Source organism: Streptomyces cinnamoneus (assembly GCF_002939475.1).
Classification (GTDB): domain Bacteria; phylum Actinomycetota; class Actinomycetes; order Streptomycetales; family Streptomycetaceae; genus Streptomyces; species Streptomyces cinnamoneus_A.
Genome location: NZ_PKFQ01000001.1, coordinates 2278228 through 2302629 on the forward strand (window position 1 = coordinate 2278228; position 24402 = coordinate 2302629).

Annotated in this window: 18 protein-coding genes; 4 read left to right on the plus strand and 14 right to left on the minus strand. The window is 73.8% G+C overall.

The features are described from left to right. Nucleotides 1–22: 22 nt before the first annotated feature. The 3 genes from CYQ11_RS09685 to hrcA form a co-directional block, all read right to left on the minus strand. Nucleotides 23–1075: a nitronate monooxygenase gene (locus tag CYQ11_RS09685; protein ID WP_099200584.1), complete on the minus strand. Its 1053-nt coding sequence runs from the start codon at nt 1073–1075 to the stop codon at nt 23–25. A gap of 312 nt (nt 1076–1387) precedes the next feature. After that, the gene (gene dnaJ / locus CYQ11_RS09690) at nt 1388–2524 is read right to left on the minus strand and encodes a molecular chaperone DnaJ (protein WP_099200583.1); all 1137 of its coding nucleotides are present in this window, start codon (nt 2522–2524) and stop codon (nt 1388–1390) included. Further along, a complete protein-coding gene (hrcA, locus tag CYQ11_RS09695) occupies nt 2525–3541 on the minus strand; it encodes a heat-inducible transcriptional repressor HrcA (RefSeq protein WP_099200582.1) in 1017 nt (338 codons plus the stop codon). A 217-nt stretch (nt 3542–3758) separates the two neighbouring features. Here hrcA and CYQ11_RS09700 point away from each other — a divergent pair, with 217 nt between their 5' ends. Further along, complete coding sequence (locus CYQ11_RS09700; RefSeq protein ID WP_240003510.1) at nt 3759–4499, plus strand: MBL fold metallo-hydrolase; 741 nt, start codon at nt 3759–3761, stop codon at nt 4497–4499. A 33-nt stretch (nt 4500–4532) separates the two neighbouring features. After that, on the plus strand, nt 4533–5360 hold the full coding sequence (locus CYQ11_RS09705) for a DUF3097 domain-containing protein (protein WP_099200581.1): 828 nt from the start codon (nt 4533–4535) through the stop codon (nt 5358–5360). 91 nt (nt 5361–5451) lie between these two features. Here CYQ11_RS09705 and hemW read toward each other — a convergent pair whose 3' ends face one another. From hemW to lepA, 4 genes are all read right to left on the minus strand, one after another. Continuing rightward, complete coding sequence (gene hemW / locus CYQ11_RS09710) at nt 5452–6684, minus strand: radical SAM family heme chaperone HemW (RefSeq protein WP_099200580.1); 1233 nt, start codon at nt 6682–6684, stop codon at nt 5452–5454. A gap of 27 nt (nt 6685–6711) precedes the next feature. Then, nucleotides 6712–8517, minus strand: a complete 1806-nt coding sequence (locus tag CYQ11_RS09715; protein WP_243469267.1) for an ATP-binding SpoIIE family protein phosphatase — start codon at nt 8515–8517, stop codon at nt 6712–6714. Nucleotides 8518–8890: 373 nt separating this feature from the next. Next, nucleotides 8891–10780, minus strand: a complete 1890-nt coding sequence (locus CYQ11_RS09720) for an AMP-dependent synthetase/ligase (RefSeq protein WP_099200578.1) — start codon at nt 10778–10780, stop codon at nt 8891–8893. Nucleotides 10781–10986: 206 nt separating this feature from the next. Next, nucleotides 10987–12846 (minus strand): translation elongation factor 4, encoded by a 1860-nt coding sequence (gene lepA, locus CYQ11_RS09725; protein ID WP_099200577.1) that lies wholly within the window; start codon nt 12844–12846, stop codon nt 10987–10989. A 210-nt stretch (nt 12847–13056) separates the two neighbouring features. Here lepA and rpsT point away from each other — a divergent pair, with 210 nt between their 5' ends. After that, nucleotides 13057–13323, plus strand: a complete 267-nt coding sequence (rpsT, locus tag CYQ11_RS09730; protein ID WP_099200576.1) for a 30S ribosomal protein S20 — start codon at nt 13057–13059, stop codon at nt 13321–13323. Nucleotides 13324–13626: 303 nt separating this feature from the next. Here the strand turns inward: rpsT and holA are convergent, their stop codons facing one another. Further along, the gene (gene holA / locus CYQ11_RS09735; protein WP_099200871.1) at nt 13627–14613 is read right to left on the minus strand and encodes a DNA polymerase III subunit delta; all 987 of its coding nucleotides are present in this window, start codon (nt 14611–14613) and stop codon (nt 13627–13629) included. A gap of 65 nt (nt 14614–14678) precedes the next feature. Here holA and CYQ11_RS09740 point away from each other — a divergent pair, with 65 nt between their 5' ends. Beyond that, nucleotides 14679–14960: a hypothetical protein gene (locus CYQ11_RS09740; protein ID WP_099200575.1), complete on the plus strand. Its 282-nt coding sequence runs from the start codon at nt 14679–14681 to the stop codon at nt 14958–14960. A 1-nt stretch (nt 14961) separates the two neighbouring features. Here CYQ11_RS09740 and CYQ11_RS09745 read toward each other — a convergent pair whose 3' ends face one another. The 6 genes from CYQ11_RS09745 to leuS form a co-directional block, all read right to left on the minus strand. Continuing rightward, nucleotides 14962–15768, minus strand: a complete 807-nt coding sequence (locus CYQ11_RS09745; protein ID WP_099200574.1) for an arylamine N-acetyltransferase family protein — start codon at nt 15766–15768, stop codon at nt 14962–14964. A 7-nt stretch (nt 15769–15775) separates the two neighbouring features. Beyond that, nucleotides 15776–18358: a ComEC/Rec2 family competence protein gene (locus CYQ11_RS09750; protein ID WP_099200573.1), complete on the minus strand. Its 2583-nt coding sequence runs from the start codon at nt 18356–18358 to the stop codon at nt 15776–15778. Next, a complete protein-coding gene (locus tag CYQ11_RS09755) occupies nt 18355–19290 on the minus strand; it encodes a ComEA family DNA-binding protein (RefSeq protein ID WP_243469268.1) in 936 nt (311 codons plus the stop codon). Before CYQ11_RS09755 ends, CYQ11_RS09750 begins: the two co-directional genes overlap by 4 nt. Before the next feature lie 111 nt (nt 19291–19401). Continuing rightward, nucleotides 19402–20247, minus strand: coding sequence for a DegV family protein (locus CYQ11_RS09760; protein WP_099200571.1), 846 nt, complete (start codon nt 20245–20247; stop codon nt 19402–19404). Between the two features lie 71 nt (nt 20248–20318). Further along, complete coding sequence (locus CYQ11_RS09765) at nt 20319–21074, minus strand: hypothetical protein (protein WP_099200570.1); 756 nt, start codon at nt 21072–21074, stop codon at nt 20319–20321. 221 nt (nt 21075–21295) lie between these two features. Then, on the minus strand, nt 21296–24145 hold the full coding sequence (leuS, locus tag CYQ11_RS09770) for a leucine--tRNA ligase (RefSeq protein WP_099200569.1): 2850 nt from the start codon (nt 24143–24145) through the stop codon (nt 21296–21298). Between the last annotated feature and the right edge of the window lie 257 nt (nt 24146–24402).

The window sequence follows — 24402 nt, forward strand, 5'->3', positions numbered from 1 at the left end:
ATTTCCGGCCCCTCGGGGCCGATCAACTCGACGACTTCCGCGCCCTGTCCAGCTCGGCGGCCAGCACCGCCACCAGTTCCCCGGCCGGAAGCGCCCGCGCCAGGCGGTGGCCCTCGCCCGCCCACAGGGCCATGGCCTGCGGGTCGCCGGCCGCGGCGGCCGCCTTGCGGAGGCCGGACGTCAGGTGGTGGAGCTGGGGGTACGCCGCCGGGGCAGCCGGGCCGTGCTCACGGATGAACCGGTTCACCAGGCCGCGTGCCGGGCGGCCGGTGAAGGCCCGGGTCAGTTCCGTGCGGGCGAACGCGGGGTCGGTCAGGGCCCGTTTGTGGAGCGGGTTCGCGTCCGACTCCGGGCAGGGCAGGAAGGCCGTGCCGAGCTGCGCCGCGCAGGCGCCCGCCGCGAGGGCGGTCGCTATGTGGTCGCCGCGCATCAGGCCGCCGGCGGCGACGAGCGGGATCGTCACACTGGCGCGGACCTCGGCGAGGAGCTCCAGGAGGCCCCGGCCGGTGCCGTCCGCCCGCGGGTCGTCGCGGTGCGTGCCCTGGTGCCCGCCGGCCTCCACGCCCTGGACGCACACGGCGGCCGCGCCGGCCTCCTGCGCGGCGAGCGCCTCGGTGGCCGAGGTCGCGGTCACCATCGTGACGGTGCCGGCCGCGGCCAGCGCGTGGAGGACGTCGCGGTCGGGGCAGCCGAAGTGGAAGGAGACGACCGGGACGGGGTCGTCGAGGAGGACAGCGAGCTTGGCGTCGTACGCGTCGTCGGTGCTCTGGTCCCAGTCGCCCAGCGGCGTCGCGTACCGCGCGGACTCGTCCGCCAGCCGCCCGGCGTAGGCGTCGACGGCGGCCGGGTCGGTGACGGGTGGCTGCGGCATGAACAGGTTGACGCCGAAGGGGCGGGCCGTCAGGGCGCGGAGCCGGGTGATCTGCTCCCGCATCGCGGCCGGGGTCCGGTATCCGGCGGCGAGGAATCCGAGGCCGCCGGCGTCGCTGACGGCCGCGGCGAGGACGGGTGAGGAGGCGCCGGCCATGGGGGCCTGCACGATCGGGTGCTCGAAGAGTCCGGTCAACGGAGCCATGGGCTCATCGTGTCATAAGGGAAGCGGGAGACCCGTGCGGACCGTGGCCCCGGCCCCGTACGCGGAACCCCGGACGCGGGCCCGGAATCCGAACGGCGGGAGGGGGCGGGGTGGGACGGGGCCTGGCAGGGGGCGTAAGGCGTTCTTTGCGGGCGTGCCGGGCACGCTCGGCACGGAACCAGGAGCCGCAAAGAACGCAGCCCCCAGAAGGCCCCGTCCCACCCCGCCCCCGGCCCCCGAACGCCGGATGCCGGGTGGGCTGGGGATTCCCAGCCCACCCGGCACCGACGACACAGCGACCAGCGACCAGCCTCAGCGACCGTTGAAGGCGTCCTTCAGCCGCGAGAACAGGCCCTGCTGGCCCGGCTTGAACTCGCCCATCGGGCGCTCCTCGCCGCGCAGCTTCGCGAGCTGGCGCAGCAGGTCCTCCTGCTGCGGGTCCAGCTTGGCCGGAGTCGTCACCTCGACGTGCACGACGAGGTCACCCCGGCCGCCGCCGCGCAGGTGGGTGACGCCGCGCTGGTGGAGCGGGATGGACTGGCCGGACTGGGTGCCCGGGCGGATGTCGATCTCCTCGACGCCGTCCAGGGTCTCCAGGGGAACCTTGGTGCCCAGCGCCGCCGCCGTCATCGGGATGGTGACGGTGCAGTGCAGGTCGTCGCCGCGGCGCTGGAAGACCGGGTGCTTGGATTCGTGGATCTCCACGTACAGGTCGCCGGGGGGACCGCCGCCCGGGCCGACCTCGCCCTCGCCCGCCAGCTGGATGCGGGTGCCGTTGTCGACACCGGCGGGGATCTTGACGGTCAGGGTGCGGCGCGAACGGACGCGGCCGTCGCCGGCGCACTCCGGGCACGGGGTCGGCACGACCGTGCCGAAGCCCTGGCACTGGGGGCACGGGCGGGAGGTCATGACCTGGCCGAGGAAGGACCTCGTGACCTGGGAGACCTCGCCGCGGCCGCGGCACATGTCACAGGTCTGCGCGGAGGTGCCGGGGGCCGCCCCCTCGCCGCTGCACGTGGTGCAGACGACGGCCGTGTCGACCTGGATGTCCTTGGTGGTGCCGAAGGCGGCCTCGTTGAGGCTGACTTCGAGCCGGATCATGGCGTCCTGGCCGCGGCGCGTGCGCGAGCGGGGCCCGCGCTGCGACGTCTGGCCGAAGAACGCGTCCATGATGTCGGAGAAGTTGCCGAAACCGGCACCGAAGCCGGCGCCGGCGCCCGCGCCGCCCGAGGCGGAGAGGGGGTCGCCACCGAGGTCGTAGACCTGCTTCTTCTGCGGGTCGGAGAGCACCTCGTAAGCGGCGTTGATCTCCTTGAACCGCTCCTGCGTCTTGGGGTCCGGGTTCACATCCGGGTGCAGCTCGCGCGCGAGACGGCGGAAGGCCTTCTTGATCTCGTCCTGCGAGGCATCACGCCGTACGCCCAGGACCGCGTAGTAGTCCGTGGCCACTTACGACTCCGCCAGGATCTGTCCGACGTAACGTGCCACTGCGCGTACCGCTCCCATCGTTCCGGGGTAGTCCATGCGGGTCGGTCCGACCACGCCGAGTTTGGCGACTGCCTCGTCGCCCGAACCGTAGCCGACGGCGACGACCGATGTGGAGTTCAGCCCCTCGTGGGCGTTCTCATGGCCGATGCGCACGGTCATCTCCGCGCCCTTGGTCTCGCCGAGCAGCTTGAGCAGCACGACCTGCTCCTCCAACGCCTCCAGCACCGGCCGGATGGTCAGCGGGAAGTCATGACCGAAACGAGTGAGATTGGCGGTGCCGCCGATCATCAGCCGTTCCTCGGTCTCCTCGACCAGGGTCTCCAGCAGGGTCGCGAGGACCGTGGAAACGGTTCCGCGGTCGTCCTGCTCGAAGGACTCGGGGAGGTCCTGCACCAGCTGCGGCACGTCCGTGAAGCGCCGCCCCACGACCCGGCTGTTGAGCCGGGCGCGCAGGTCCGCCAGAGAGGTCTCGCCGACCGGCGCGGGGCAGTCGACCATCCGCTGCTCGACCCGCCCGGTGTCGGTGATCAGGACGAGCATGATGCGGGCGGGAGCCAGCGCGAGCAGCTCCACGTGCCGCACGGTCGAACGGCTCAGCGAGGGGTACTGCACCACCGCGACCTGCCGGGTCAGCTGCGCCAGCAGCCGGACCGTGCGCGCGACGACGTCGTCCAGGTCGACGGCGCCGTCCAGGAAGTTCTGGATGGCGCGCCGCTCGGGGGTCGACAGGGGCTTGACGCCCGCCAGCTTGTCGACGAAAAGGCGGTAGCCCTTGTCGGTCGGGATGCGGCCCGCGCTCGTGTGGGGCTGGGCGATGAAGCCCTCGTCCTCCAGCGCGGCCATGTCGTTGCGCACGGTGGCCGGGGAGACGCCCAGCCGGTGTCGCTCGGTGAGGGCCTTGGAGCCGACGGGCTCCTCGGTGCCCACATAGTCCTGGACGATCGCGCGCAACACCTCGAGCCTGCGTTCACTCAGCATCGCGCGCACCTCCAGTCCAATGGTCCAGCCGTCTTGCGGGGGCCTTTGGGTGGTCTCACCCCTGGCACTCAATGGTCACGAGTGCCAAACCCCTCCAGCCAGTGTACGGCCGGGCACCACGGCCAGGGCAAGGGCCGTCCTCGTCGCGAGCCTCCCGGCTGCCGGACGGGGGCGTTCCGGGCAGGCAACGCTACCGCTCTGCGGATAGCGTCGCGGCATGGAGATGCAAGGGGATTCCGGTGGTGCGGAAGCACGCTGGGAGCGGCTCGCGCCGGGTGTCGTACGCCGCAGGCTGCCGGGCTGGGACGCGACCGTCGGAGCGATCGCCGGGGAGGGCGGGGTGCTCGTCGTCGACACGGGCTCCTCGCTGCACGAGGGGGTGGAGATCCGCCGTGAGGTGCAGGAGCTGTTCGGGCCGCCCGTGACGCATATCGCACTCACGCACCCGCACTTCGACCACGTGCTGGGCACGGCGGCCTTCGCGGGCGTCCAGGTGTACGGGGCGGTGGGCGCCGCCGACCTGCTGCGCCGGGACCGCGACGAGCTGCGGCACGACGCGGTGCGGCACGGGGTGGCCCCGGACGTCGCGGCGGAGGCCGTGGAGCTGCTCGTGCTGCCGCACCACCCGGTGTCGGGGGAGCTGACGGTGGACCTGGGCGGCGAGGTGCGGGTGCTGCTGGCCAACGTCGGTCCCGGGCACACGGCGCACGACCTGGCGGTGCTCGTGGCGGTGCCCGGCGGGCCGGAGGTGGTCTTCTGCGGCGACGTCGTCGAGGAGTCCGGCGAGCCGCAGGCGGGGCCGGACGCCCTGCCGCACGCCTGGCCGGCCGCGCTGGACCGGCTGCTGGCGCTGGGCGGGGACGACGCGGTGTACGTGCCGGGCCACGGGGCGGTCGTGGACGCGGAGTTCGTGCGGAGGCAGCGTGACGCCCTCGCGGAGCGTTTCGGCGTGTCGTGACCCGCGCCGTGCGGGTGATCCACAATTGCGCCCATGCGCAGCAGAGAGTACGGCCCGGACCTGACCCCTCCGTGGAAGCGGAGCGCACCCGTTCCGGAGGTGCCGGCCGAGGCCGGTCTGGTGGTGGAGGAGACCACGACGGGCTTCTGCGGGGCGGTGGTCCGCTGCGAGAAGACGGCGCAGGGACCGACGGTCACGCTGGAGGACCGCTTCGGGAAGTGCCGTGTCTTCCCCATGGAGCCGCGCGGCTTCCTGCTGGAGGGGCGCGTGGTCACCCTTGTGCGCCCGGCGGCGTCCTCCGCGCCGGCCGGGCCCGTGCGCACGGCCTCCGGCTCGATCGCGGTGCCGGGGGCGCGGGCGCGGGTGGCCCGGGCGGGCCGCATCTACGTCGAGGGGCGCCACGACGCGGAACTGGTGGAGCGGGTGTGGGGCGACGACCTGCGGATCGAGGGCGTGGTCGTCGAGTACCTGGAGGGCGTCGACGACCTGCCGGCCCTCGTGCGCTTCTTCGGCCCCGGGCCCGACGCCCGGCTGGGGGTGCTGGTGGACCACCTCGTGCCGGGCTCGAAGGAGTCCCGGATCGCGGCGGAGGTGACGGGCGAGCACGTGCTGGTGGTGGGCCACCCGTACGTGGACGTGTGGGAGGCCGTGAAGCCGTCGTCCGTGGGGATCCCGGAGTGGCCCCGGGTGCCGCGGGGGCTGGACTGGAAGACGGGGGTGTGCGAGGCCCTGGGCTGGCCGGCGAACACGGGGGCCGCGTGGCAGCGGATCCTCTCGCGCGTGCGCTCGTACAAGGACCTGGAGCCGGCGCTGCTGGGGCGGGTGGAGGAGCTGATCGACTTCGTGACGGCGGGCACCTAGGGCGCGCCGGCCTTCAGCCCGTCCCGCGGGTGCGGACCGGGGACCCGGGGGCGGAGCCCCCGGGAGACGGCGGGTGGGCGGGGCCGGGGCGTCAGTCCACCAGGTCCCGCACCACGGCGTCGGCCAGCAGCCGCCCCCGCAGGGTCAGCACCGCGCGTCCCGCCTCGTACGGGCCGGGCTGGAGCAGCCCGTCGGCGAGCGCCCGCGCGGCCGCCGCCGCGCCCGCCGGCTTCAGCAGGGACAGCGGGCAGCCGTCCACCAGCCGCAGCTCCAGCAGGATCCGCTCGACCCGGCGGTCCTCGTCCGCCAGCACCTCACGGCCCGCACCCGGGGAGCGCCCCTCGCTGAGAGCCTGCGCGTAGGCGCCCGGGTGCTTGACGTTCCACCACCGCACGCCCCCCACGTGGGAGTGTGCGCCGGGGCCCGCGCCCCACCAGTCGGCGCCGCGCCAGTAGAGCTCGTTGTGGCGGCAGCGGCCCGCCTCGGTCGTCGCCCAGTTCGAGACCTCGTACCAGGAGAATCCCGCCCCCGAGAGCGTCTCCTCGGCGATGAGGTAGCGGTCGGCGTGCACGTCGTCGTCGGTCATCGGCACCTCGCCGCGCCGGATGCGCCGGGCGAGCTGGGTGCCCTCCTCGACGATCAGGGCGTAGGCCGAGACGTGGTCGGGGCCGGCGCCGACCACCGCGTCCAGCGAGGCGCGCCAGTCGTCGTCGCTCTCGCCCGGGGTCCCGTAGATCAGGTCGAGGTTGACGTGCTCGAAGCCCGCCGCCCGCGCCTCGGCGACGCAGGCCTCGGGGCGGCCCGGCGTGTGGGTGCGGTCGAGGACCTTCAGGACGTGCTGCCGGGCGCTCTGCATGCCGAAGGAGACGCGGTTGAAGCCGGCGGCGCGCAGTTCCTCCAGATAGCGCGGGTCGACCGACTCCGGGTTGGCCTCGGTGGTCACCTCGGCGCCGTCCGCCAGCCCGAACTCGTCACGGATCGCGGCCAGCATCCGCCCCAGGTCCGCGGCGGGCAGGAGCGTGGGCGTGCCGCCGCCGACGAAGACCGTCTCGACGGGGCGCGGGTCGTCCCCCAGCACCTTGCGGGCCAGGCGGATCTCCTCGGCGACGGTGTCGGCGTAGTTGTCGCGGGAGGCCAGGGCGCCGCCGGAGCCGCGCAGCTCGCTCGCCGTGTAGGTGTTGAAGTCGCAGTACCCGCAGCGCGTGGCGCAGTAGGGGACGTGCAGGTAGAAGCCGAGGGGCCGCTGCCCCGAGCCGTCGAGGGCGCGGCGGGGCAGTGCCCCGTCCTCGGGCATGGGCTCGCCATCGGGCAGTACGGAAGGCATACCGCCCATTGTCCGGCATGCCGCGGATTACTCGGCCCGCAGCACCAGCAGGGCCAGGTCGTCGTCCGGCGGGGTGGGCGAGAAGCCGTGGACGGTGCGGCGGATGCGGGCGGCGACGTCCTGCGCGCTGAGGCCCGCGCAGCCCGCGAGGGCCGTGGCGAGGCCGTCGCCGTCGTCGAAGAGACGATGGCCGCACTTGCGCTCGGTGACGCCGTCCGTGACGCACAGCAGGGTGTCCCCGGGGGCGAGGTCGAAGGTCTCGGCGCGGTAGCCGACGTCCTCGACGACGCCCAGGAGCATCTGCGGTCCGGCCGCGGCGCGGACGGAGCCGTCGGGGCGCAGGAGCAGCGGAAGCGGGTGCCCGGCGCTGGCGAGCGTGCAGCGGGCACCGCCTCCCGCCCCGTGCGGGACCAGCTCGCCGTAGAGCAGGGACAGGAAGCGCGGGGCGGCCCCCGGCTCCGCCTCGGCCGTCTCGTCCGCCAGCATCCGGTTGAGCCGGTCGAGCACCTCCCCGACGCCGTACCCCTCCTTTCCCAGCAGCCGCAGCCAGGGGCGGACGAGCCCGGTCGTGACGGCCGCCTCGGGGCCGCTGCCGCAGACGTCGCCCAGGACGAAGCACCAGCGGCCCCGGCCGGCGGTGAAGACGTCGTAGAAGTCGCCGCCGGCGGAGGCGTCGCCGCGGGGTTCGTAGACCACGGCCCGGTCGACGCCGGGGATGCGGGCGACGCCGCGGGGCAGCAGTCCGCGCTGGAGGATGCTGCTGATGGTGGCCTGGTGGGTGTACCGGCGGGCGGAGGCCAGGGCCTGGGCCACGCGGCGGGCGAAGTCCTCGGTGAGGGAGACGACGTCGCCGGCCATGGCGGCCGTCCCGGTCCGGCCGAGGAGGAGGGTGCCCAGACCGCTGCGGCCGGCGACGAGGCGGCAGGCGAGCGCGGGCCCGTCGGGCCCGTACGGCCAGGGGACCGCGCAGCCGGCGGCGGGCAGGGCGGGCGGGGTGCGCTGGAGGGCGAGCCGCAGGGGCTCGACGCGGCTCTCCCGGGCGTGCCAGACGCGGGAGAGGCGCGGGGCGGGGCGGATCGCGCCGGGCGCGCTGTCGGCGTCGAGCCAGACGGCGCACCAGTCGGCCAGGCGCGGGACGGCGAGCTGGGTGGCCAGGGATGCCACGGTGTCCTCGTCGAACTGGCCGGAGAGCAGCTCGGAGGCCTCGGCGAGGAAGGACAGGGCGCGCGGATGGCCGTGGTCGCCGAGGCGCCGGCCGGGCGGCGCGGAGCCGGCGCCGGGGGCGAGGACCTCGGCGACGCCCAGGTCGCCCAGCAGGGTCTGTTCGGAGAGGGGGCCGGCGGGGGCGGCCGGCCCGGCGGCCGGGCTCGTGGGCAGGTGGAACCAGACGGTCTTGTCGGTGCGGCGGTAGGCGGTGCCCCAGGTCTCGGCCAGTTCGGCGAGGAGCCGCAGCCCGTGTCCGGCGTGGCCGGCCTGGGCGGCCCCCTCGCGGTCGGCGGAGCGCCGGCAGGGACGGGCCCGGAACTGGCGGGCGGGGTGGTGGTCGGTGACCTCGACGACGAGGTTGCCGCCGTCGCCGCCGCGCGCCGCGTCGATCCTGCACTCGAGGTCCACGGAGGTTCCCGCGTGCACGACGGCGTTGGTGACCAGCTCGCTGACCAGCAGCGTCGCGTCGTCGGTCACCTTGGCGTGGGCGTTCCAGCCCGCGAGCACGCTGCGGACGAACCTGCGGGCGGCGGAGGGGGCGCGGACGTCGCCGGGCAGGCGCGTACGGGCCGTGGGCGGGCCGGGCGGAGAGCCGGCCGGCGGGCGGGGCGGCGGCCCGGCGGGCACTCCCGGGCCGGACAGCGGACACGGCGGCGGGTCGGGCCGCGCCTCCTGCGGGTGCCCGGTCCGCGGACCGGGTGGCGCGTCGGGCGGCGGACCGGAGCCGTGGGTGGATGTTTCGGCAACCGACCTGCGGTTCCCGGAAGTTGGCCGTGTCGTCACGCTGACGCTCCTGACCGCTTGCGGCATCGTGCGGATTTCGCCACCGACAGCCTGGCAGAACCATCGGGGTCAGGTGCGGCGAGTCGCGTAAGTGCGCCGCTACGAGTGGGCGGACGGCTGTTCGGGCGGCGGCGCGGCACGGCGTGCCGGGGGCGGCACCGGCCCGGTGACCGGGCCGTTCGCTCCCGGAGGCACCGGGTGCCGCGCCGTCGGTCCCTCAGGCCTCGCGCGTGCCCTCGTACATCTCCTCGATCAGGTTCTTGTACGTGCGCTCGACGACCGGCCGCTTGAGCTTGAGGCTGGGCGTCAACTCGCCGTGCTCGATGTCCAGATCGCGGGGCAGCAGCCGGAACTTCTTGATCGTCTGCCAGCTCTGCAGTCCCTCGTTGAGCCGCTTGACGTACCCCTGGATCAGCTCCTCGGTCTCCTTGGCGGCGATCACCTCGGCGTAGCTGTCGCCCGCCACGCCGTGCTCCTTCGCCCAGGTGAGGATGGCCGGGCCGTCCAGGGCGATGAGGGCGGTGCAGAAGTTCCGGTCCGCGCCGTGCACCAGGATGTTGGAGACGAACGGGCACACGGCCTTGAAGCGGCCCTCGACCTCGGCGGGCGCGATGTACTTGCCACCAGAGGTCTTGATCAGGTCCTTCTTGCGGTCGGTGATGCGCAGGTAGCCGTCGGGCGAGAGCTCACCGATGTCGCCGGTGTGGAACCAGCCGTCGCTCTCCAGGACCTCGGCGGTCTTCTCGGGCTGGCCGTGGTAGCCGGCCATGACGCCGGGGCTGCGCAGCAGCACCTCGCCGTCGTCCGCGATGCGGACCTCCGTGCCGGGCAGCGGCTTGCCGACCGTACCGGTGCGGTAGGCCTCCCCGGGGTTGACGAGGTTGGCGGCGCTGGTCTCGGTCAGGCCGTAGCCCTCCAGGATGTGGATGCCGGCGCCGGAGAAGAAGAAGCCGATGTCCGGGGAGAGGGCGGAGGCGCCGGAGACGCAGGCGCGCAGCCGCCCGCCGAAGGCGTCGCGGAGCTTGGCGTAGACGAGCGCGTCGGCGACGCGGTGGCGGGCGGCGAGCCCGAAGGGCACGGACGCGCTGCCCGTGCGGCGGAAGTTGTCCTGTGAGGTCTTGGCGTACTCGCGGGCGACCTCCGCGGCCCAGCGGAAGATCTTGTACTTGGCACCGCCGCCCTCGCGGGCCTTGGCGGCCACGCCGTTGTAGACCTTCTCGAAGATGCGGGGCACGGCGGCCATGTAGGTGGGCCGGACGACGGGCAGGTTTTCGATGATCTTGTCGACGCGGCCGTCCACGGCGGTGACGTGCCCGACGGCGATCTGCCCGGCGGTCAGCACCTTGCCGAAGACGTGGGCGAGGGGCAGCCACAGGTACTGCAGGTCGTCGGGGCGCACCAGCCCGGTCGCCTCGATCGCCCGGGCCATGTACGCCCAGGAGTCGTGCAGCAGGCGCACGCCCTTGGGGCGGCCCGTGGTGCCGGAGGTGTAGATGAGGGTGGCGAGCTGGTCGGGGCGCAGGTCGGCGATGCGCTCGCGGACCAGGCCGGGGTCCTGCTGGAGGCGGGCGGCGCCCCGCTTCTCGAGGTCCGCGAGGGAGAGCACCCAGCCCTCCGGGTCGCCCTCCTCGACGACGGCGTCGGCGGCCTCGATGACGACGACGTGAGCCAGGTGCGGCAGCTCGGCGCGGTGCCGGCGGGCCTTGGCGAGCTGGGCGGCGTCCTCGGCGACGAGCACCCGGCACTCGGCGTCGGCGAGCATGAACGCCGTCTCCTCGGCGTTGGTGCTCGGGTAGACGGGAGTGGTGGCGGCGCCCGAGCACATGATCCCGAGGTCGGCCAGGATCCAGTCCACACGGGTGGCGGAGGCGAGGGCGACGCGCTCCTCGGGGAGTATGCCGAGGTCGATGAGGCCGGCGGCGAGGGCGAAGACCCGGTCGGCGGCCTCGCGCCAGGTGAGCGAGGCCCAGCCGTCGGGGCCCTGGCCGGAGGGGGACGGCACGGGATGGCGGTAGGCCTCCGCGTCGGGTGTGGCCTCGACCCGGTCGAGGAAGAGGGCCGCCACGGAAGGCGGCCGGTTCTCGATCAAAGCCTGTGTCTCGGTCACGGCATCCTCCGGGGCCCGCTTCGTTGCTGGACTGCTGGTGACTCGTGAGTAACCTTTCGAGCAGTGATCAGACTAGAGCGGAGACGGCCGTCGCGTAAGAGCCAGTGTCGGGCCCGTGCGCCGAGGTGCCCGCCCCCGGACGGGGACGGGCACCTTTTGGACCGGTTCCGGCCGGGGGCCGGGGGCGTTCGCGGGCGGGCGAAGGGCTACTTCTTGCTCTTGTCACCCTCGTCGCTGGACAGCACCGCGATGAAGGCCTCCTGCGGGACCTCCACGCTGCCGACCATCTTCATCCGCTTCTTGCCCTCCTTCTGCTTCTCCAGCAGCTTCCGCTTGCGGGAGATGTCACCGCCGTAGCACTTGGCCAGGACGTCCTTGCGGATGGCGCGGACGGTCTCACGGGCGATGACCCGGGCGCCGATGGCGGCCTGGATCGGCACCTCGAAGTTCTGCCGGGGGATGAGCTCGCGCAGCTTGGCGACGAGGCGGACGCCGTAGGCGTACGCCTTGTCCTTGTGGGTGATCGCCGAGAACGCGTCGACCTTGTCGCCGTGCAGCAGGATGTCCACCTTGACCAGGTCCGCGGTCTGCTCGCCGGTGGGCTCGTAGTCGAGCGAGGCGTAGCCGCGGGTCTTGGACTTCAGCTGGTCGAAGAAGTCGAAGACGACCTCGGCGAGCGGCAGGGTGTAGCGGATCTCGACGCGGTCCTCGGAGAGGTAGTCCATGCCGAGCAGGACGCCGCGCCGGGTCTGGCACAGCTCCATGATCGCGCCGATGAACTCGCTGGGCGCGAGGATCGTGGCCCGGACGACCGGCTCGTGAACCTTGTCGATCTTGCCGGTCGGGAACTCGCTGGGGTTGGTGACGGTGTGCTCGGTGCCGTCCTCCATGTCCACGCGGTAGACGACGTTCGGCGCGGTGGCGATCAGGTCCAGGCCGAACTCGCGCTCCAGGCGCTCGCGGACGACCTCCAGGTGGAGCAGGCCGAGGAAGCCCACGCGGAAGCCGAAGCCGAGCGCGGCCGAGGTCTCCGGCTCGTACACCAGCGCGGCGTCGTTGAGCTGGAGCTTGTCGAGGGCCTCGCGCAGCTCGGGGTAGTCCGAGCCGTCCAGCGGGTACAGGCCCGAGAACACCATCGGCTTGGGGTCCTTGTAGCCGCCCAGGGCCTCGGTGGCGCCCTTGCTCAGCGTGGTGATCGTGTCGCCGACCTTGGACTGGCGGACGTCCTTCACACCGGTGATCAGATAGCCCACCTCGCCGACGGACAGGCCGTCGGCCGCGGTCATCTCCGGCGAGTTGGTGCCGATCTCCAGCAGCTCGTGGGCGGCGCCGGTCGACATCATCTTGATGCGCTCGCGCTTGCTGAGGGTGCCGTCGACGACCTTGACGTACGTCACGACGCCCCGGTAGGCGTCGTAGACCGAGTCGAAGATCATCGCGCGGGCGGGGGCGTCCTTGACGCCGACCGGCGCCGGGACCTCGCGGACGACCTTGTCCAGCAGCGCGTCCACGCCGACGCCGGTCTTGGCGGAGACCCGCAGCACGTCCTGCGGGTCGCAGCCGACGAGGTTGGCCAGTTCGGCGGCGAACTTCTCGGGCTGGGCGGCCGGCAAGTCGATCTTGTTGAGGACCGGGATGATCGTGAGGTCGTTCTCCATCGCCAGGTAGAGGTTGGCGAGGGTCTGGGCCTCGATGCCCTGGGCCGCGTCCACCAGGAGGATGCAGCCCTCGCACGCGGCGAGGGAGCGGGAGACCTCGTAGGTGAAGTCCACGTGGCCCGGCGTGTCGATCATGTTGAGGATGTGGGTGTTGCCCGGGTCCTCGGTGGGCGCCCACGGCAGCCGGACGGCCTGGGACTTGATCGTGATGCCGCGCTCGCGCTCGATGTCCATCCGGTCGAGGTACTGCGCGCGCATCTGCCGCTGGTCGACCACGCCGGTCAGCTGAAGCATCCGGTCGGCGAGCGTCGACTTGCCGTGGTCGATGTGCGCGATGATGCAGAAGTTACGGATCAGAGCCGGGTCGGTACGGCTCGGCTCGGGCACGTTGGTAGGGGTCGCGGGCACGCAGGATCCATTCGGTGACTTCGGCGCTTGCGCGCCAGTCTCGGCGGGAGTCGGGTATACGGCTCCTCCATGCTCCCATGACCGGCGGCCTCGGTCCGGTTTGGGACGCCGGAGGGCGTACTGGTAGCCTGGTGCACTGTGTCTGTCGTGGCCTCTCCCACGTACACGGCACACTGATCGAAATCCAACGAACCTGAAAAGGCTCTTTTCGTGGCGAACATCAAGTCCCAGATGAAGCGGAACAAGACCAACGAGAAGGCGCGCCTGCGTAACAAGGCCGTCAAGTCCGAGGTCAAGACCTTCGTCCGCGCGGCCCGCGAGGCCCTTGCCGGTGGCGACACCGCCAAGGCCGCCGCCGCCGTTGCGCTGGCCGGTAAGAAGCTCGACAAGGCCGCCAGCAAGGGTGTCCTGCACAAGAACGCCGCCGCCAACAAGAAGTCGGCGCTGGCCAAGCAGGCTGCGGCCCTCAAGGGCTGAAGCCGTTCCGGGGCCTGAGTGCCCCGGTCCCCCGCCGGCACGGACCAAGCGGACCCTCTCAACCGCTCCAGCCCGGCACCCCTCGCCGTACTCGGTCGTTCGCCACGCGGGTGCGGCACGAGCCTGACGGCTCACTGAACGATCCCGGAGGCCCCGGGCCCGTCCTTCCCCAGGACGGGCCCGGGGCCTCCGGCGCGTTCTGCTTCTGGTGCTCACCCTCCGGTGCCGCCCCGGTGGTGGCGGTGCTTCCGGGCGGCGGCCGGCGAAGGCGCCCCGGGGGGCGCCCCCAGAGGGGCGGACCCCTCAGCCGCGACTGCGGGCGGCGCGGGCCACGGCCACGACCGCCTTCTCCAGGGCGTACTCCGGGTCGTCCCCGCCACCCTTGACGCCCGCGTCGGCCTCGGCGACGGCCGTGAGCGCCACGGCCACGCCGTCCGCCGACCAACCGCGCATCTGCTGGCGCACGCGGTCGATCTTCCACGGCGGCATGCCGAGCTCACGGGCCAGGTCGCCCGGACGGGCGCCCCGGGGGGCGGAGGCGAGCTTGCCGACGGAGCGGACGCCCTGGGCGAGGGCGCTGGTGATCAGCACGGGGGCGACGCCCGTGGACAGGGCCCAGCGCAGCGCCTCCAGCGCCTCGGCGGCCCGGCCCTCGACGGCGCGGTCGGCGACGGTGAAGCTGGACGCCTCGGCACGGCCCGTGTAGTAGCGGGCGACGACGGACTCGTCGATGACACCCTCGATGTCGGCGACGAGCTGCGCGCAGGCGCTCGCCAGCTCGCGCAGATCGCTGCCGATCGCGTCGACCAGCGACTGGCAGGCCTCCGGCGTCGCGGAACGGCCGGTGGCCCGGAACTCGGACCGGACGAACGCGAGCCGGTCGGCCGGCTTGGTCATCTTCGGGCAGGCGACCTCCCGGGCGCCGGCCTTGCGGGCCGCGTCCAGCAGACCCTTGCCCTTGGCCCCGCCCGCGTGCAGGAGGACGAGGGTGATCTCCTCGGCGGGGGCGGTCAGGTAGGCCTTCACGTCCTTGACCGTGTCCGCGGACAGGTCCTGGGCGTTGCGGACGATCACCACCTTGCGCTCCGCGAACAGCGAGGGGCTGGTCAGCTCCGCCAGCGTGCCGGGCTGGAGGGCGTCGGGCGCGAGGTCGCGCACGTCGGTGTCCGCGTCGGCCGCGCGGGCGGCCGCCACCACCTCCTGCACGGCGCGGTCGAGGAGGAGGTCCTCCTGGCCCACGGCGAGCGTGACGGGGGCGAGCAGGTCGTCGGTTGCTGTCTTCCTGGCCATCGCGTCCAGCATCCCATGCGGCAGTGACACTCCCCTGCGGGCCGCCGGGAGGCATGCCGCACAATATGCGGGTGACCAGCGCTTTCTCCTACTCCGTTCCTTCTGATCCCGTGCGGCACCTGCTGGTGCTGCCCGACCGTGACGCAGCCGAGGAGGTGGCCGAGGAAGCCGCCCGGCGCTTCCCCCTGGACGACGACCCGCAGGTCGTCCGCGAGGCCCTCGCCGGCGAGGACGACGCCGAGGACGCCCAGTGGCTCGTGGTCGTCGAGGACCCGGACGCCGCGCTGAGCGCCGCCGACCTGCGCGTCCTGGCCGAGGAGTACGACGGCTGGCTGGAGACGGAGTAACTCACCCCGCCGCGGGGCCGCCTTCCGTCCGCCCCGGAAGGCGGTCGATGACGATGCCGAAGTGCTCCCGGTAGGCGGGCAGCAACTCGTCGTCCGCCAGCGTGCGCTCCTGGCGGCCCCGCCCGCCGGCCGCGGTCGTCACGAGGGTGCGGCCGCTGATGGTGACCCGGCCGGTGCCGGTGAGGAGGGAGCACAGCGGCGAGCGGGTGAAGGGGGACTTCTCCGAGGTGCGGTGCCACCAGGCACCCGCCTCGAAGTCGCCGAGCTCCCGGCGGCGCTGCTCCAGCCGGTACTGCACCGCGCCGTCCTTGATGACGTCCAGGTCTCCTTCCTCCGTCTCGGCGATCCTGAACAGCCCCGCCGGGTCGGACTGCTCGCCGCGCTCCGCCAGCTTCAGAGGGTGGTGGCTGTTCCGGCCGAAGCCGACGTCCACGAGCCACGCCTCCGGCGCCCCCGCCCCCGCCGTCTCCACCCGCAACGCCAGGTGGTCGAAGGGGATCCCGAACTCACCGTCAGGTCCCACGACCCGCCCCGCCAGCAGGGTCACCCGGTACCCGAGCGCCGTCAGCAGCTCGGCGAACAGCCCGTTGAGCTCGTAGCAGAAGCCGCCCCGCCCGCCCCGCACGACCTTGTCCAGCAGGGCCCCGGGGTCGAGCACGATCTCCTCCCCCAAATGGATGGAGAGGTTCTCGAAGGGCACGGTCTTCAGGTGGCGCAGGTGCAGGTCCCGCAGGGCCGCGGCGTCGGCGGCGGCCGGGCGGGCGGCGCCGATGCGGTGGAGGTAGGCGTCGGTCTCGGTGGAATCCATGGGTCAGTTATGACGCACGGGACACACCCGTGACATCGGGCCCTGGACCTACATCCGGGCGTAGGACGCGCCCTACGTCTCCGGTCCCCCGTCTCCCGGTCCGCCGTGCCGTGACGGCCGTCGCCGCGCCGGTCACGGCGACGGGGCCGTCGGTGTCGGTCCGCAGCACCGCCGCCCCCTGGGAGCGGAGTGCGGTGACCGTGCGGGCGGCGGGATGGCCGTAGGGGTTGCCGGCACCCGCGGAGATCACCGCCAGCCGGGGCCGGAGGCCGTGCAACAGCTCCGGATCCTGGTGGGCCGAGCCGTGATGGGCCACCTTGAGGACGTCCACCGGCGGCAGCCCGGGGTGGCTCCGCCACAACTCCTGCTGGGCCGGCGGCTCCAGGTCGCCCAGCAGCAGGAGGGTCAGCCCCGCGGTGCGCACGAGCAGGGCGATGCTGGCGTCGTTGGGCCCGTCCTCCGCCACGGCGGACAGGCCCGGGGGCGGCGGCCACAGCACCTCCCAGGACAGCCCGCCCAGATGCCGCCGCTCCCCCGCAACCGCCTCGACGACCGGCACATGCGCCCGCCGCGCCTCGCGGCGCACGAACGCGGCCTGGGCGGGCGGCCGGCCGAACGGCGACGTCTCGATGAGCCCGACGCTCCGGCCGCGCAGCACCCCCGGCAGCCCGTCGACGTGGTCCGCGTGAAAGTGACTGAGCACCAGCAGCGGCACGGTGTCGACGCCCAGCCCCCGCAGGCAGCCGTCGACGGCACGCGGCTCCGGCCCGGCGTCCACGACCACCGCCGCGCCGTCCCCCGCGGCGAGCGCCAGCGCGTCCCCCTGGCCCACGTCGCAGGCCACGAGCCGCCAGCCGGGCGGCGGCCAGCCCGTGACGCCCCTCGTCAGCGGGACCGGCCGCAGCACCGCGAGCAGCAGGAGCACGGCGCATCCGGCGCGGGCCCAGGGGCGCCGCGGCATCCTGCGGGCCACCCACGCCGCGGGCACCGTGAGCGCGGCCAGCAGCAGGGCGCCGCCCCAGCCGCCGGGCCAGGACAACTCCGCACCCGGCAACCCGGCCCCCGCGCGGGCCACACCGGCCGTCCAGGCGACGGGCCAGCCGGCCAGCCAGGCACAGCACTGGGCGAGCGGCGGGGCGAGCGGCGCGAGGGCGAGGGCGGCGAAGCCCAGCACCGTGGCCGGCGCGACGGCCGGCTCGGCCAGGAGGTTGCACGGCACCGCCACCAGGCTCACCCGCGCCGCCAGCACCACGATCACCGGTGCGCACACGGCCTGCGCCGCGCCGGCGGCCGCCAGGGCCTCCGCGATCCGGGGCGGCACACCGCGCCGGCGCAGGGCCGCGCTCCAGCGCGGTGCCAGCGTCAGGAGCGCCCCCGTGGCGAGCACGGAGAGGGCGAAGCCGTAGCTGCGGGCCAGCCACGGGTCGTGGAGCACCAGCAGCAGCACCGCCGCCGCGAGTGCGGGGAGCAGGCTGCGACGCCGGCCCGTGCCGATGGCCAGCAGGGTGATCAGCCCGCAGGCGGCCGCCCTGAGCACGCTGGGATCGGGGCGGCACAGGACCACGAAGCCCAGCGCGAGGCCGCCCCCGAGCGCGGCCGTCAGTCGCAGCGGAATCCCCAGTCTCGCGGCCAGGCCGCGCCGTTCAGCGCGCGAGGCGAGATGGGAGGGGCCGACGAGCAGCGAGAGCAGCACCGCGAGGTTGCCTCCGGAGACCGCCAGAAGGTGTGTCAGGCCTGTCGCGCGGAAGTCCTCCTCCAGCTCCGGTGGAACCCGTGAGGTGTCACCGACCACCAGGCCCGGCAGCAGCGCCCGGACGTCCGGGGAGAGACCGTCCGTCGCCGACCGCAGGCCCGCGCGCAGCCGGGCCGCCGCGCGCTGCGTGGCGGAAGGCGGCGCGACGACCTGGGGCGGGCCCTGATCGCCGACACGGAGGACGGCGGCGATCCGGTCGCCCTCCCGCGAGGGCGGTGCGAGGCGTCCTTCCACCCTCAGTCGCGTGGAGGGGAGCAGGCCCGCCCAGGACCGGGGGGCGATCAGCAGGACCGGGGTGCGGACGGCGGTCGCGGGCCCCGTACCGCGCGTCCGCCCGGTCCCCGCCGGGCCCGTCCCGGCGTCCCCGGCCCCGAGGACGCGGGTGGCCTCGGCCTCGACGAGGACCGCCGGTGCCGTCCGGTGGGAGCCGCGTACGCGCGGCCGGGCGGCACGGGCCTCCGCGGTGACCACGGCCTCGATCTCGACCGTGCCGTAGCTCCGCGCCAGCTGGGGCAGGGGCCCCCTGCGGCTGTCGGCACCGGCCACGCTCCCCACCGCCGCGCCGGCGGAGGCACACAGCAGCACCGCCGCGACCGCCGTCCTCGCTGCGCCTGCCCCGGAGCGGCGCACCGCGACCAGCAGTCCGCCCGCCGCGAGCACGGCCCCGGCGCAGCCCGCGGCCACCATGCCGGCGTCCGCCGTGAGCGCCACCGCCGCAGCACCCCACACCGCGAGCGCGAGCGCAGCCAGCCGCAGGTCGGGCACGCCCACTCGGTGCTCCCCCGGTCCGGCGCCGGCGTCCGCCGCGCCGCCGGGGGCGCCGGCCGTGCCGGTCATGGCTGGACCAGGGGCTTGAGGTCGGTGAAGCGTCGTGAGCCGATGCCGTTGACGTGGCGAAGGTCGGCGACGGAGCGGAAACCCCCGTGCTGGGCGCGGTAGTCGAGGATGTGCTGGGCCAGGACGGGGCCGACGCCGGGGAGGGCGTCGAGCTGTTCGAGGGTCGCCGAGTTCAGGCTCACCGGCCCGCTCACCCCGCCCGGGCCCGCCGGGCCGCCGGGGCCGCCCGGGCTGCCCGGTCCGGCCCCGGCGGCTCCCGCTGCCCCGCCCGCACCGGGCACCCCGGCCGCCGTCGCACCGCCGCCGACCAGGATCTGCTCGCCGTCCATCAGCAGCCGGGCGCGGTTGAGCCCGCTCGTGTCCACCCCCGGCCTGGCGCCGCCCGCCGCCTCCAGCGCGTCGGCGACGCGCGAGCCGGGCGGCAGGTGCCGGACGCCGGGATGCCGCACCTTGCCCGCCACGTCCACCACCACGCCCCGGGCGGCCGTCCGCGCCTCCGGCGCGGGCGCACCGGCTGCCGCGCTCAGCGCCGGACTCAGCGCCGAGGGCGTCGCCGGCGAGGGCACCGCCGCCGCGACCGGGGCGTCCCGCACCGGCGCCCGCACCGTCTGCGGGCGCCCGGCCCAGAAGCGGTACCCGGCGAAGAGGCCGGCCGCCACCAGCACCAGGGCCAGCGCGGCAAGCGTTCTGGGCTCGATGCCGCATCGCAGCCGCACCCATACCGGCAGCCGCTCCCCCACGGCGTGCCGCCAGGCGCCCGGCACCCGCCCGGGAGCGGGCGCCGGCGCCGCCACCCGGTCGCGCAGCGCGGCGACGTCCACGGCAGAAGCCCGGGACGCCGCGGAAGCCGGGGAGGGCGGGGAAGCCGGGGAGGCGGCCTCCACCCCCACCGGCATCACCGGCACCGTTACTGTCTGTGAAGAAGCAGTCATGCCGGGACCCTAGGCCGCCCCGCCCAGCCGCGGGGAACCTGCTCATATCCCGTGGACAAGCCACTCTTTGGGGAAAACCGCGTCACCCACCCGGGTAACAGCCGTCACCGCCTATCGCGGCGACACCACCACACCCACCAGCCCCGGCCCCGTGTGCGCCCCGATGACGGCGCCCACCTCGCTCACGTGAAGGTCCACCAGGCCCGGCACCCGTTCCCGCAGCCGCTCGGCCAGCGACCCGGCGCGCTCCGGGGAGGCCAGATGGTGCACCGCGACGTCCACGGGCGCGGCCCCCGCCCGCTCGACCGCGATCTCCTCCAGGCGGGCGATCGCCTTGGACGCCGTGCGTACCTTCTCCCGCAGCTCGATGCGACCGCCTTCCAGCTGGAGCAGCGGCTTGACGGCCAGCGCGGAGCCCAGCAGCGCCTGGGCGGCACCGATGCGGCCGCCGCGCCGCAGATAGTCGAGGGTGTCGACGTAGAAGTAGGCGGCCGTGCCCTGGGCCCGCTTCTCGGCGGCCGCCACCACCTCGTCGGGCGTCCCGCCCGCCTGCGCGGTCTCGGCGGCCGCCAGGGCGCAGAAGCCGAGGGCCATGGCGACCATGCCCGTGTCCACGACCCGTACGGGCACAGGCGCCTCCCGGGCCGCGAGGACGGCCGCGTCGTACGTGCCGGAGATCTCGGCGGAGAGGTGGAGGGAGACGACGCCCTCCGCGCCGGCCTCGGCCGCCGCGCGGTAGGCGGCCGCGAAGACCTCCGGGCTCGGGCGGGAGGTGGTGACGGGTTTGCGTTTACGCAGGGCCTCGGCGACCGATCTGGCCGAGATCTCGGTGCCCTCCTCCAGCGCCTCGCCCCCCAGGACGACGGTCAGCGGTACGGCGCTGATGCTGTGCCGCTCCATCGCCCGCTGCGGCAGGTAGGCCGTGGAATCAGTGATGATCGCGACATGGCGGGACATGCCCCGGAGGTTACCCGCCGGGCCGCGCCGATGGCAGTACGGCCCCCGTCCGACGTGATCGTTTCAGCCGCTCAGGCTGTGCCCTCGGGACGCTTCGCCTTCTGCCAGGGGTACCCCGCCTGCCACGACCCGTTCCGTCCGTCGAGCGCGGGCCGCGCGGGCTCCTCGGACGCCGGCCCACCGGTGCCGCCCTCGGCGGCCGCTCCCGCCCCGGTCCTCCCGGTGCGCGGCTCCTCCGGCTTCCCGGCCGCTCCGGAGGCCGGGGGCACGGCCGCCCCGTCGTCGTCCTCCCAGTGCCGCAGCGCGCCCGTCTCCATCCGGATCTGCTCGCTCAGCAGGGAGAGGTCGTCCTCCGCGAACTGCCGGGCCCGGTCCTGCGCGGCCCAGCGCAGCGAGTCCGCCGCGTGCCTGACCCGCTCGGTGCGCTCCCGCAGCTCCGGCAGGCACGTCGCGACGCGCGCCTTGTCGGGCTCCTCCTCCAGTTTCCTGAGGTCCTCGTCCAGCTCCCGGCCGTGCGCGCTGAGCCGCTCGAACAGGGCCAGCGACTCGGACAGTGACGAGTCCTCGGCCACGCTCACGCGCAGCACCTCCTGGGTGGCGCGCATCGACGCGCGCAGGGACAGCCGCAGCTGGGCGAGCTCGCCCGCGGGGCCCGGCTGGGTGTACTGCCTGGCCTTGAGCCGCGTGTCCTCGACGGTGCGGCGCGCCTGGGTGACCGTACGGTCGACGCCGCGCTTGACCGTCCGCACCGCCTTGACCGTGGCGATCACCGCGCAGACGACGAGGATCGTGAAGATCAGGGCGATGGTCACGGCGGCGACTACCATGTGCGCTCCTCGTCGGCCCCCGGCGTGGAAGGGGCCCGTCGGCGGTCATGGGCGGGATCCGTCCGCCTCCCTCCCACCGTAAACGCAGCGGGCAGGCCGAGGGTTCCAGAAGAACCCCCAACCTGCCCGTAGGGACAAACCCTTAACGCCCGGCCCGGCCCGGCCCGCGCCCCCGCCTCGGGCGGTGCGGCGCGGCCGGCCCGCCGCCTTGTGCGGGAACCTTATGCGGGAACGATGTTGACCAGCTTCGGAGCCCGGACGATCACCTTGCGGACGCCGGCGCCGCCCAGCGCGGCGACGACCGCCGGGTCGCCCAGGGCGACCTTCTCCAGCTCGTCCTCGGAGATCGACGGGGCGACCTCCAGCCGGGCCTTGACCTTGCCCTTGATCTGGACGACGCAGGTCACGGTCTCGTCGACCAGGTAGGCCGGGTCGGCCACGGGGAAGTCACGGTGGACGACCGAATCGGTGTGGCCGAGCTTGCGCCACAGCTCCTCGGCGATGTGCGGCGCCAGCGGGGCGATGAGCAGCACCAGCTGCTCGGCCACGGACCGCGGGACCTCACGCAGCTTGGTCACGAAGTTGTTCAGCTCGGTGACCTTGGCGATGGCGGTGTTGAAACGCAGGTTCGCCATGTCCTGGGAGACGCCGTCGACGGCCTTGTGCAGGGCGCGCAGGGTCGCCTCGTCGGGCTCGGCGTCGACGACGGTGACCTCGCCGGTGGCCTCGTCGACCACGTTGCGCCACAGGCGCTGGAGCAGCCGGTACTGGCCGACGACGGCACGGGTGTCCCACGGGCGGGAGACGTCCAGGGGGCCCATGGCCATCTCGTACAGGCGCAGGGTGTCGGCGCCGTACTCGGAGCAGATCTCGTCCGGCGTCACGGCGTTCTTCAGGGACTTGCCCATCTTGCCGAGCAGCCGGCTGACCTTCTGGCCCTCGTAGTAGTACGCGCCGTCGCGCTCCTCGACCTCGGCGGCCGGGACGGCCATGCCGCGGGCGTCGCGGTAGACGTACGCCTGGATCATGCCCTGGTTGTAGAGCTTGTGGAACGGCTCGCACGACGAGATGTGGCCCAGGTCGAAGAGGACCTTCGACCAGAAGCGCGCGTACAGCAGGTGCAGCACGGCGTGCTCGGCGCCGCCGACGTACAGGTCGACGCCGCCGTGGGGCTTGCCCTCGCGGGGGCCCATCCAGTAGCGCTCGGCGTCGGCGGAGACCAGCTGCTCGTCGTTGCGCGGGTCCAGGTAGCGCAGCTCGTACCAGCAGGAACCCGCCCAGTTGGGCATGGTGTTGGTCTCGCGGCGGTAGCGCTTGGGGCCGTCACCGAGGTCCAGCTCGACGTCGACCCAGTCCTCGTTGCGGGACAGCGGGGTCTCGGGGGAGGTGTCGGCGTCGTCCGGGTCGAAGGTGCGCGGGGTGTAGTCGTCGACCTCGGGCAGCTCCAGCGGGAGCATCGACTCGGGCAGCGCGTGGGCCACGCCGTCCTCGTCGTAGACGATCGGGAAGGGCTCGCCCCAGTAGCGCTGGCGGCTGAACAGCCAGTCGCGCAGGCGGAAGTTGACGGTGCCCTCGCCGATGCCGCGCTCGGTCAGGTGGGCGATGACGGTGCGCTTGGCCTCGTCGACGCCCATGCCGTTGAGGTCGATCTCGTCGTTGGCGGAGTTGATCGCCGGGCCCTGGCCGGTGAAGGCCTCGCCCTCCCAGCCCTCGGGCGGCTGGACGGTGCGGACGATGGGCAGCTCGAAGGCGGTGGCGAACTCCCAGTCGCGCTCGTCCTGTCCGGGCACGGCCATGATCGCGCCGGTGCCGTAGCCCATCAGCACGTAGTCGCCGACGAAGACGGGGATCTTCTCGCCGGTCAGCGGGTTGAGGGCGTACGCGCCGGTGAAGACGCCGGTCTTGTCCTTGCCCTCGGTCTGCCGCTCGACGTCGGTCTTCGCCTGGGCCTGCTTGCGGTAGGCGGCGACGGCCTCGCCGGGGGTGCCCGCACCGCCGGTCCAGACCTCCTTGGTGCCCTCGGGCCACTCGGCGGGCACGATGGAGTCGATCAGGTCGTGCTCGGGGGCCAGCACCATGTAGGTGGCGCCGAAGATCGTGTCGGGGCGGGTGGTGAAGACGGTGACCTTCGCCTCGGAGCCGTCGGACACGGCGAAGTCGACGCGGGCGCCCTCGCTGCGGCCGATCCAGTTGCGCTGCTGGAGCTTGATGGCCTCGGGCCAGTCCAGGGCGTCCAGGTCCTCCAGCAGGCGGTCGGCGTAGGCCGTGATCCGCATGTTCCACTGGCGCAGCTTGGACTTGAAGACCGGGTAGTTGCCGCGCTCGGAGCGGCCGTCGGCGGTGACTTCCTCGTTGGCCAGCACGGTGCCCAGACCGGGGCACCAGTTGACGGGCGCGTCGGAGGCGTAGGCCAGGCGGTGGTCACCCAGGACGTCGGCGCGCTCGGCGGCGCTCAGCTCGCTCCACGCACGCGTGCCGGGGACCTCGCGCCGCCCGCTCTCGAACTGCTCGACCAGCTCGCTGATCGGGCGGGCCTTCTTCGCCTCCTCGTCGTACCAGGAGTTGAAGACCTGGAGGAAGATCCACTGGGTCCACTTGTAGTACTCGGGCTCGATCGTCGCGAACGACCGGCGCTTGTCGTGGCCCAGGCCCAGCCGGCGCAGCTGCGCCTTCATGTTGACGATGTTGGCCTCGGTGGAGACCCGCGGGTGGGTGCCGGTCTGCACGGCGTACTGCTCGGCGGGCAGGCCGAACGCGTCGAAGCCGAGGGTGTGCAGGACGTTGTGGCCCGTCATGCGGTGGTAGCGCGCGTAGACGTCGGTGGCGATGTAACCGAGCGGGTGACCGACGTGCAGGCCCGCACCCGAGGGGTACGGGAACATGTCCATGACGAACTTCTTGGGCCGGGCGACGACCTCCGCGTCGCCCGCCAGCTCGCCGCCGGGGTTGGGCGCCTCGTACGTGCCGTCCGCGTCCCAGAAGTCCTGCCAGCGGGCCTCGATGTCGGCGGCCAGCGCGGCCGTGTAGCGGTGCGGGGCGGCCACCTCGGCGGCGGTGGGGGTCTCGCTCATCGTCCTCTAAGCTCCATCGATCGTCGTCTCTGCCTGCGGCTGCGATGTTCCGGCATCTCCCGGTATCTCCGGAGGGCGTTTCCCGGAAATGAAAAATCCCCTCGCACAGGAGGGGACGCCGCGCCGATGCCGGCCGGGTCTCACCGGCCGGTGCTGATCAGCGCGGCTCGCTAAGCAGGAGGCGTACGGCACGCATGGGCTCAGGGTACCCCAGGGCCCACAGGACCCGCACTGAGGCCGGACGGCCGGTGCGGGCC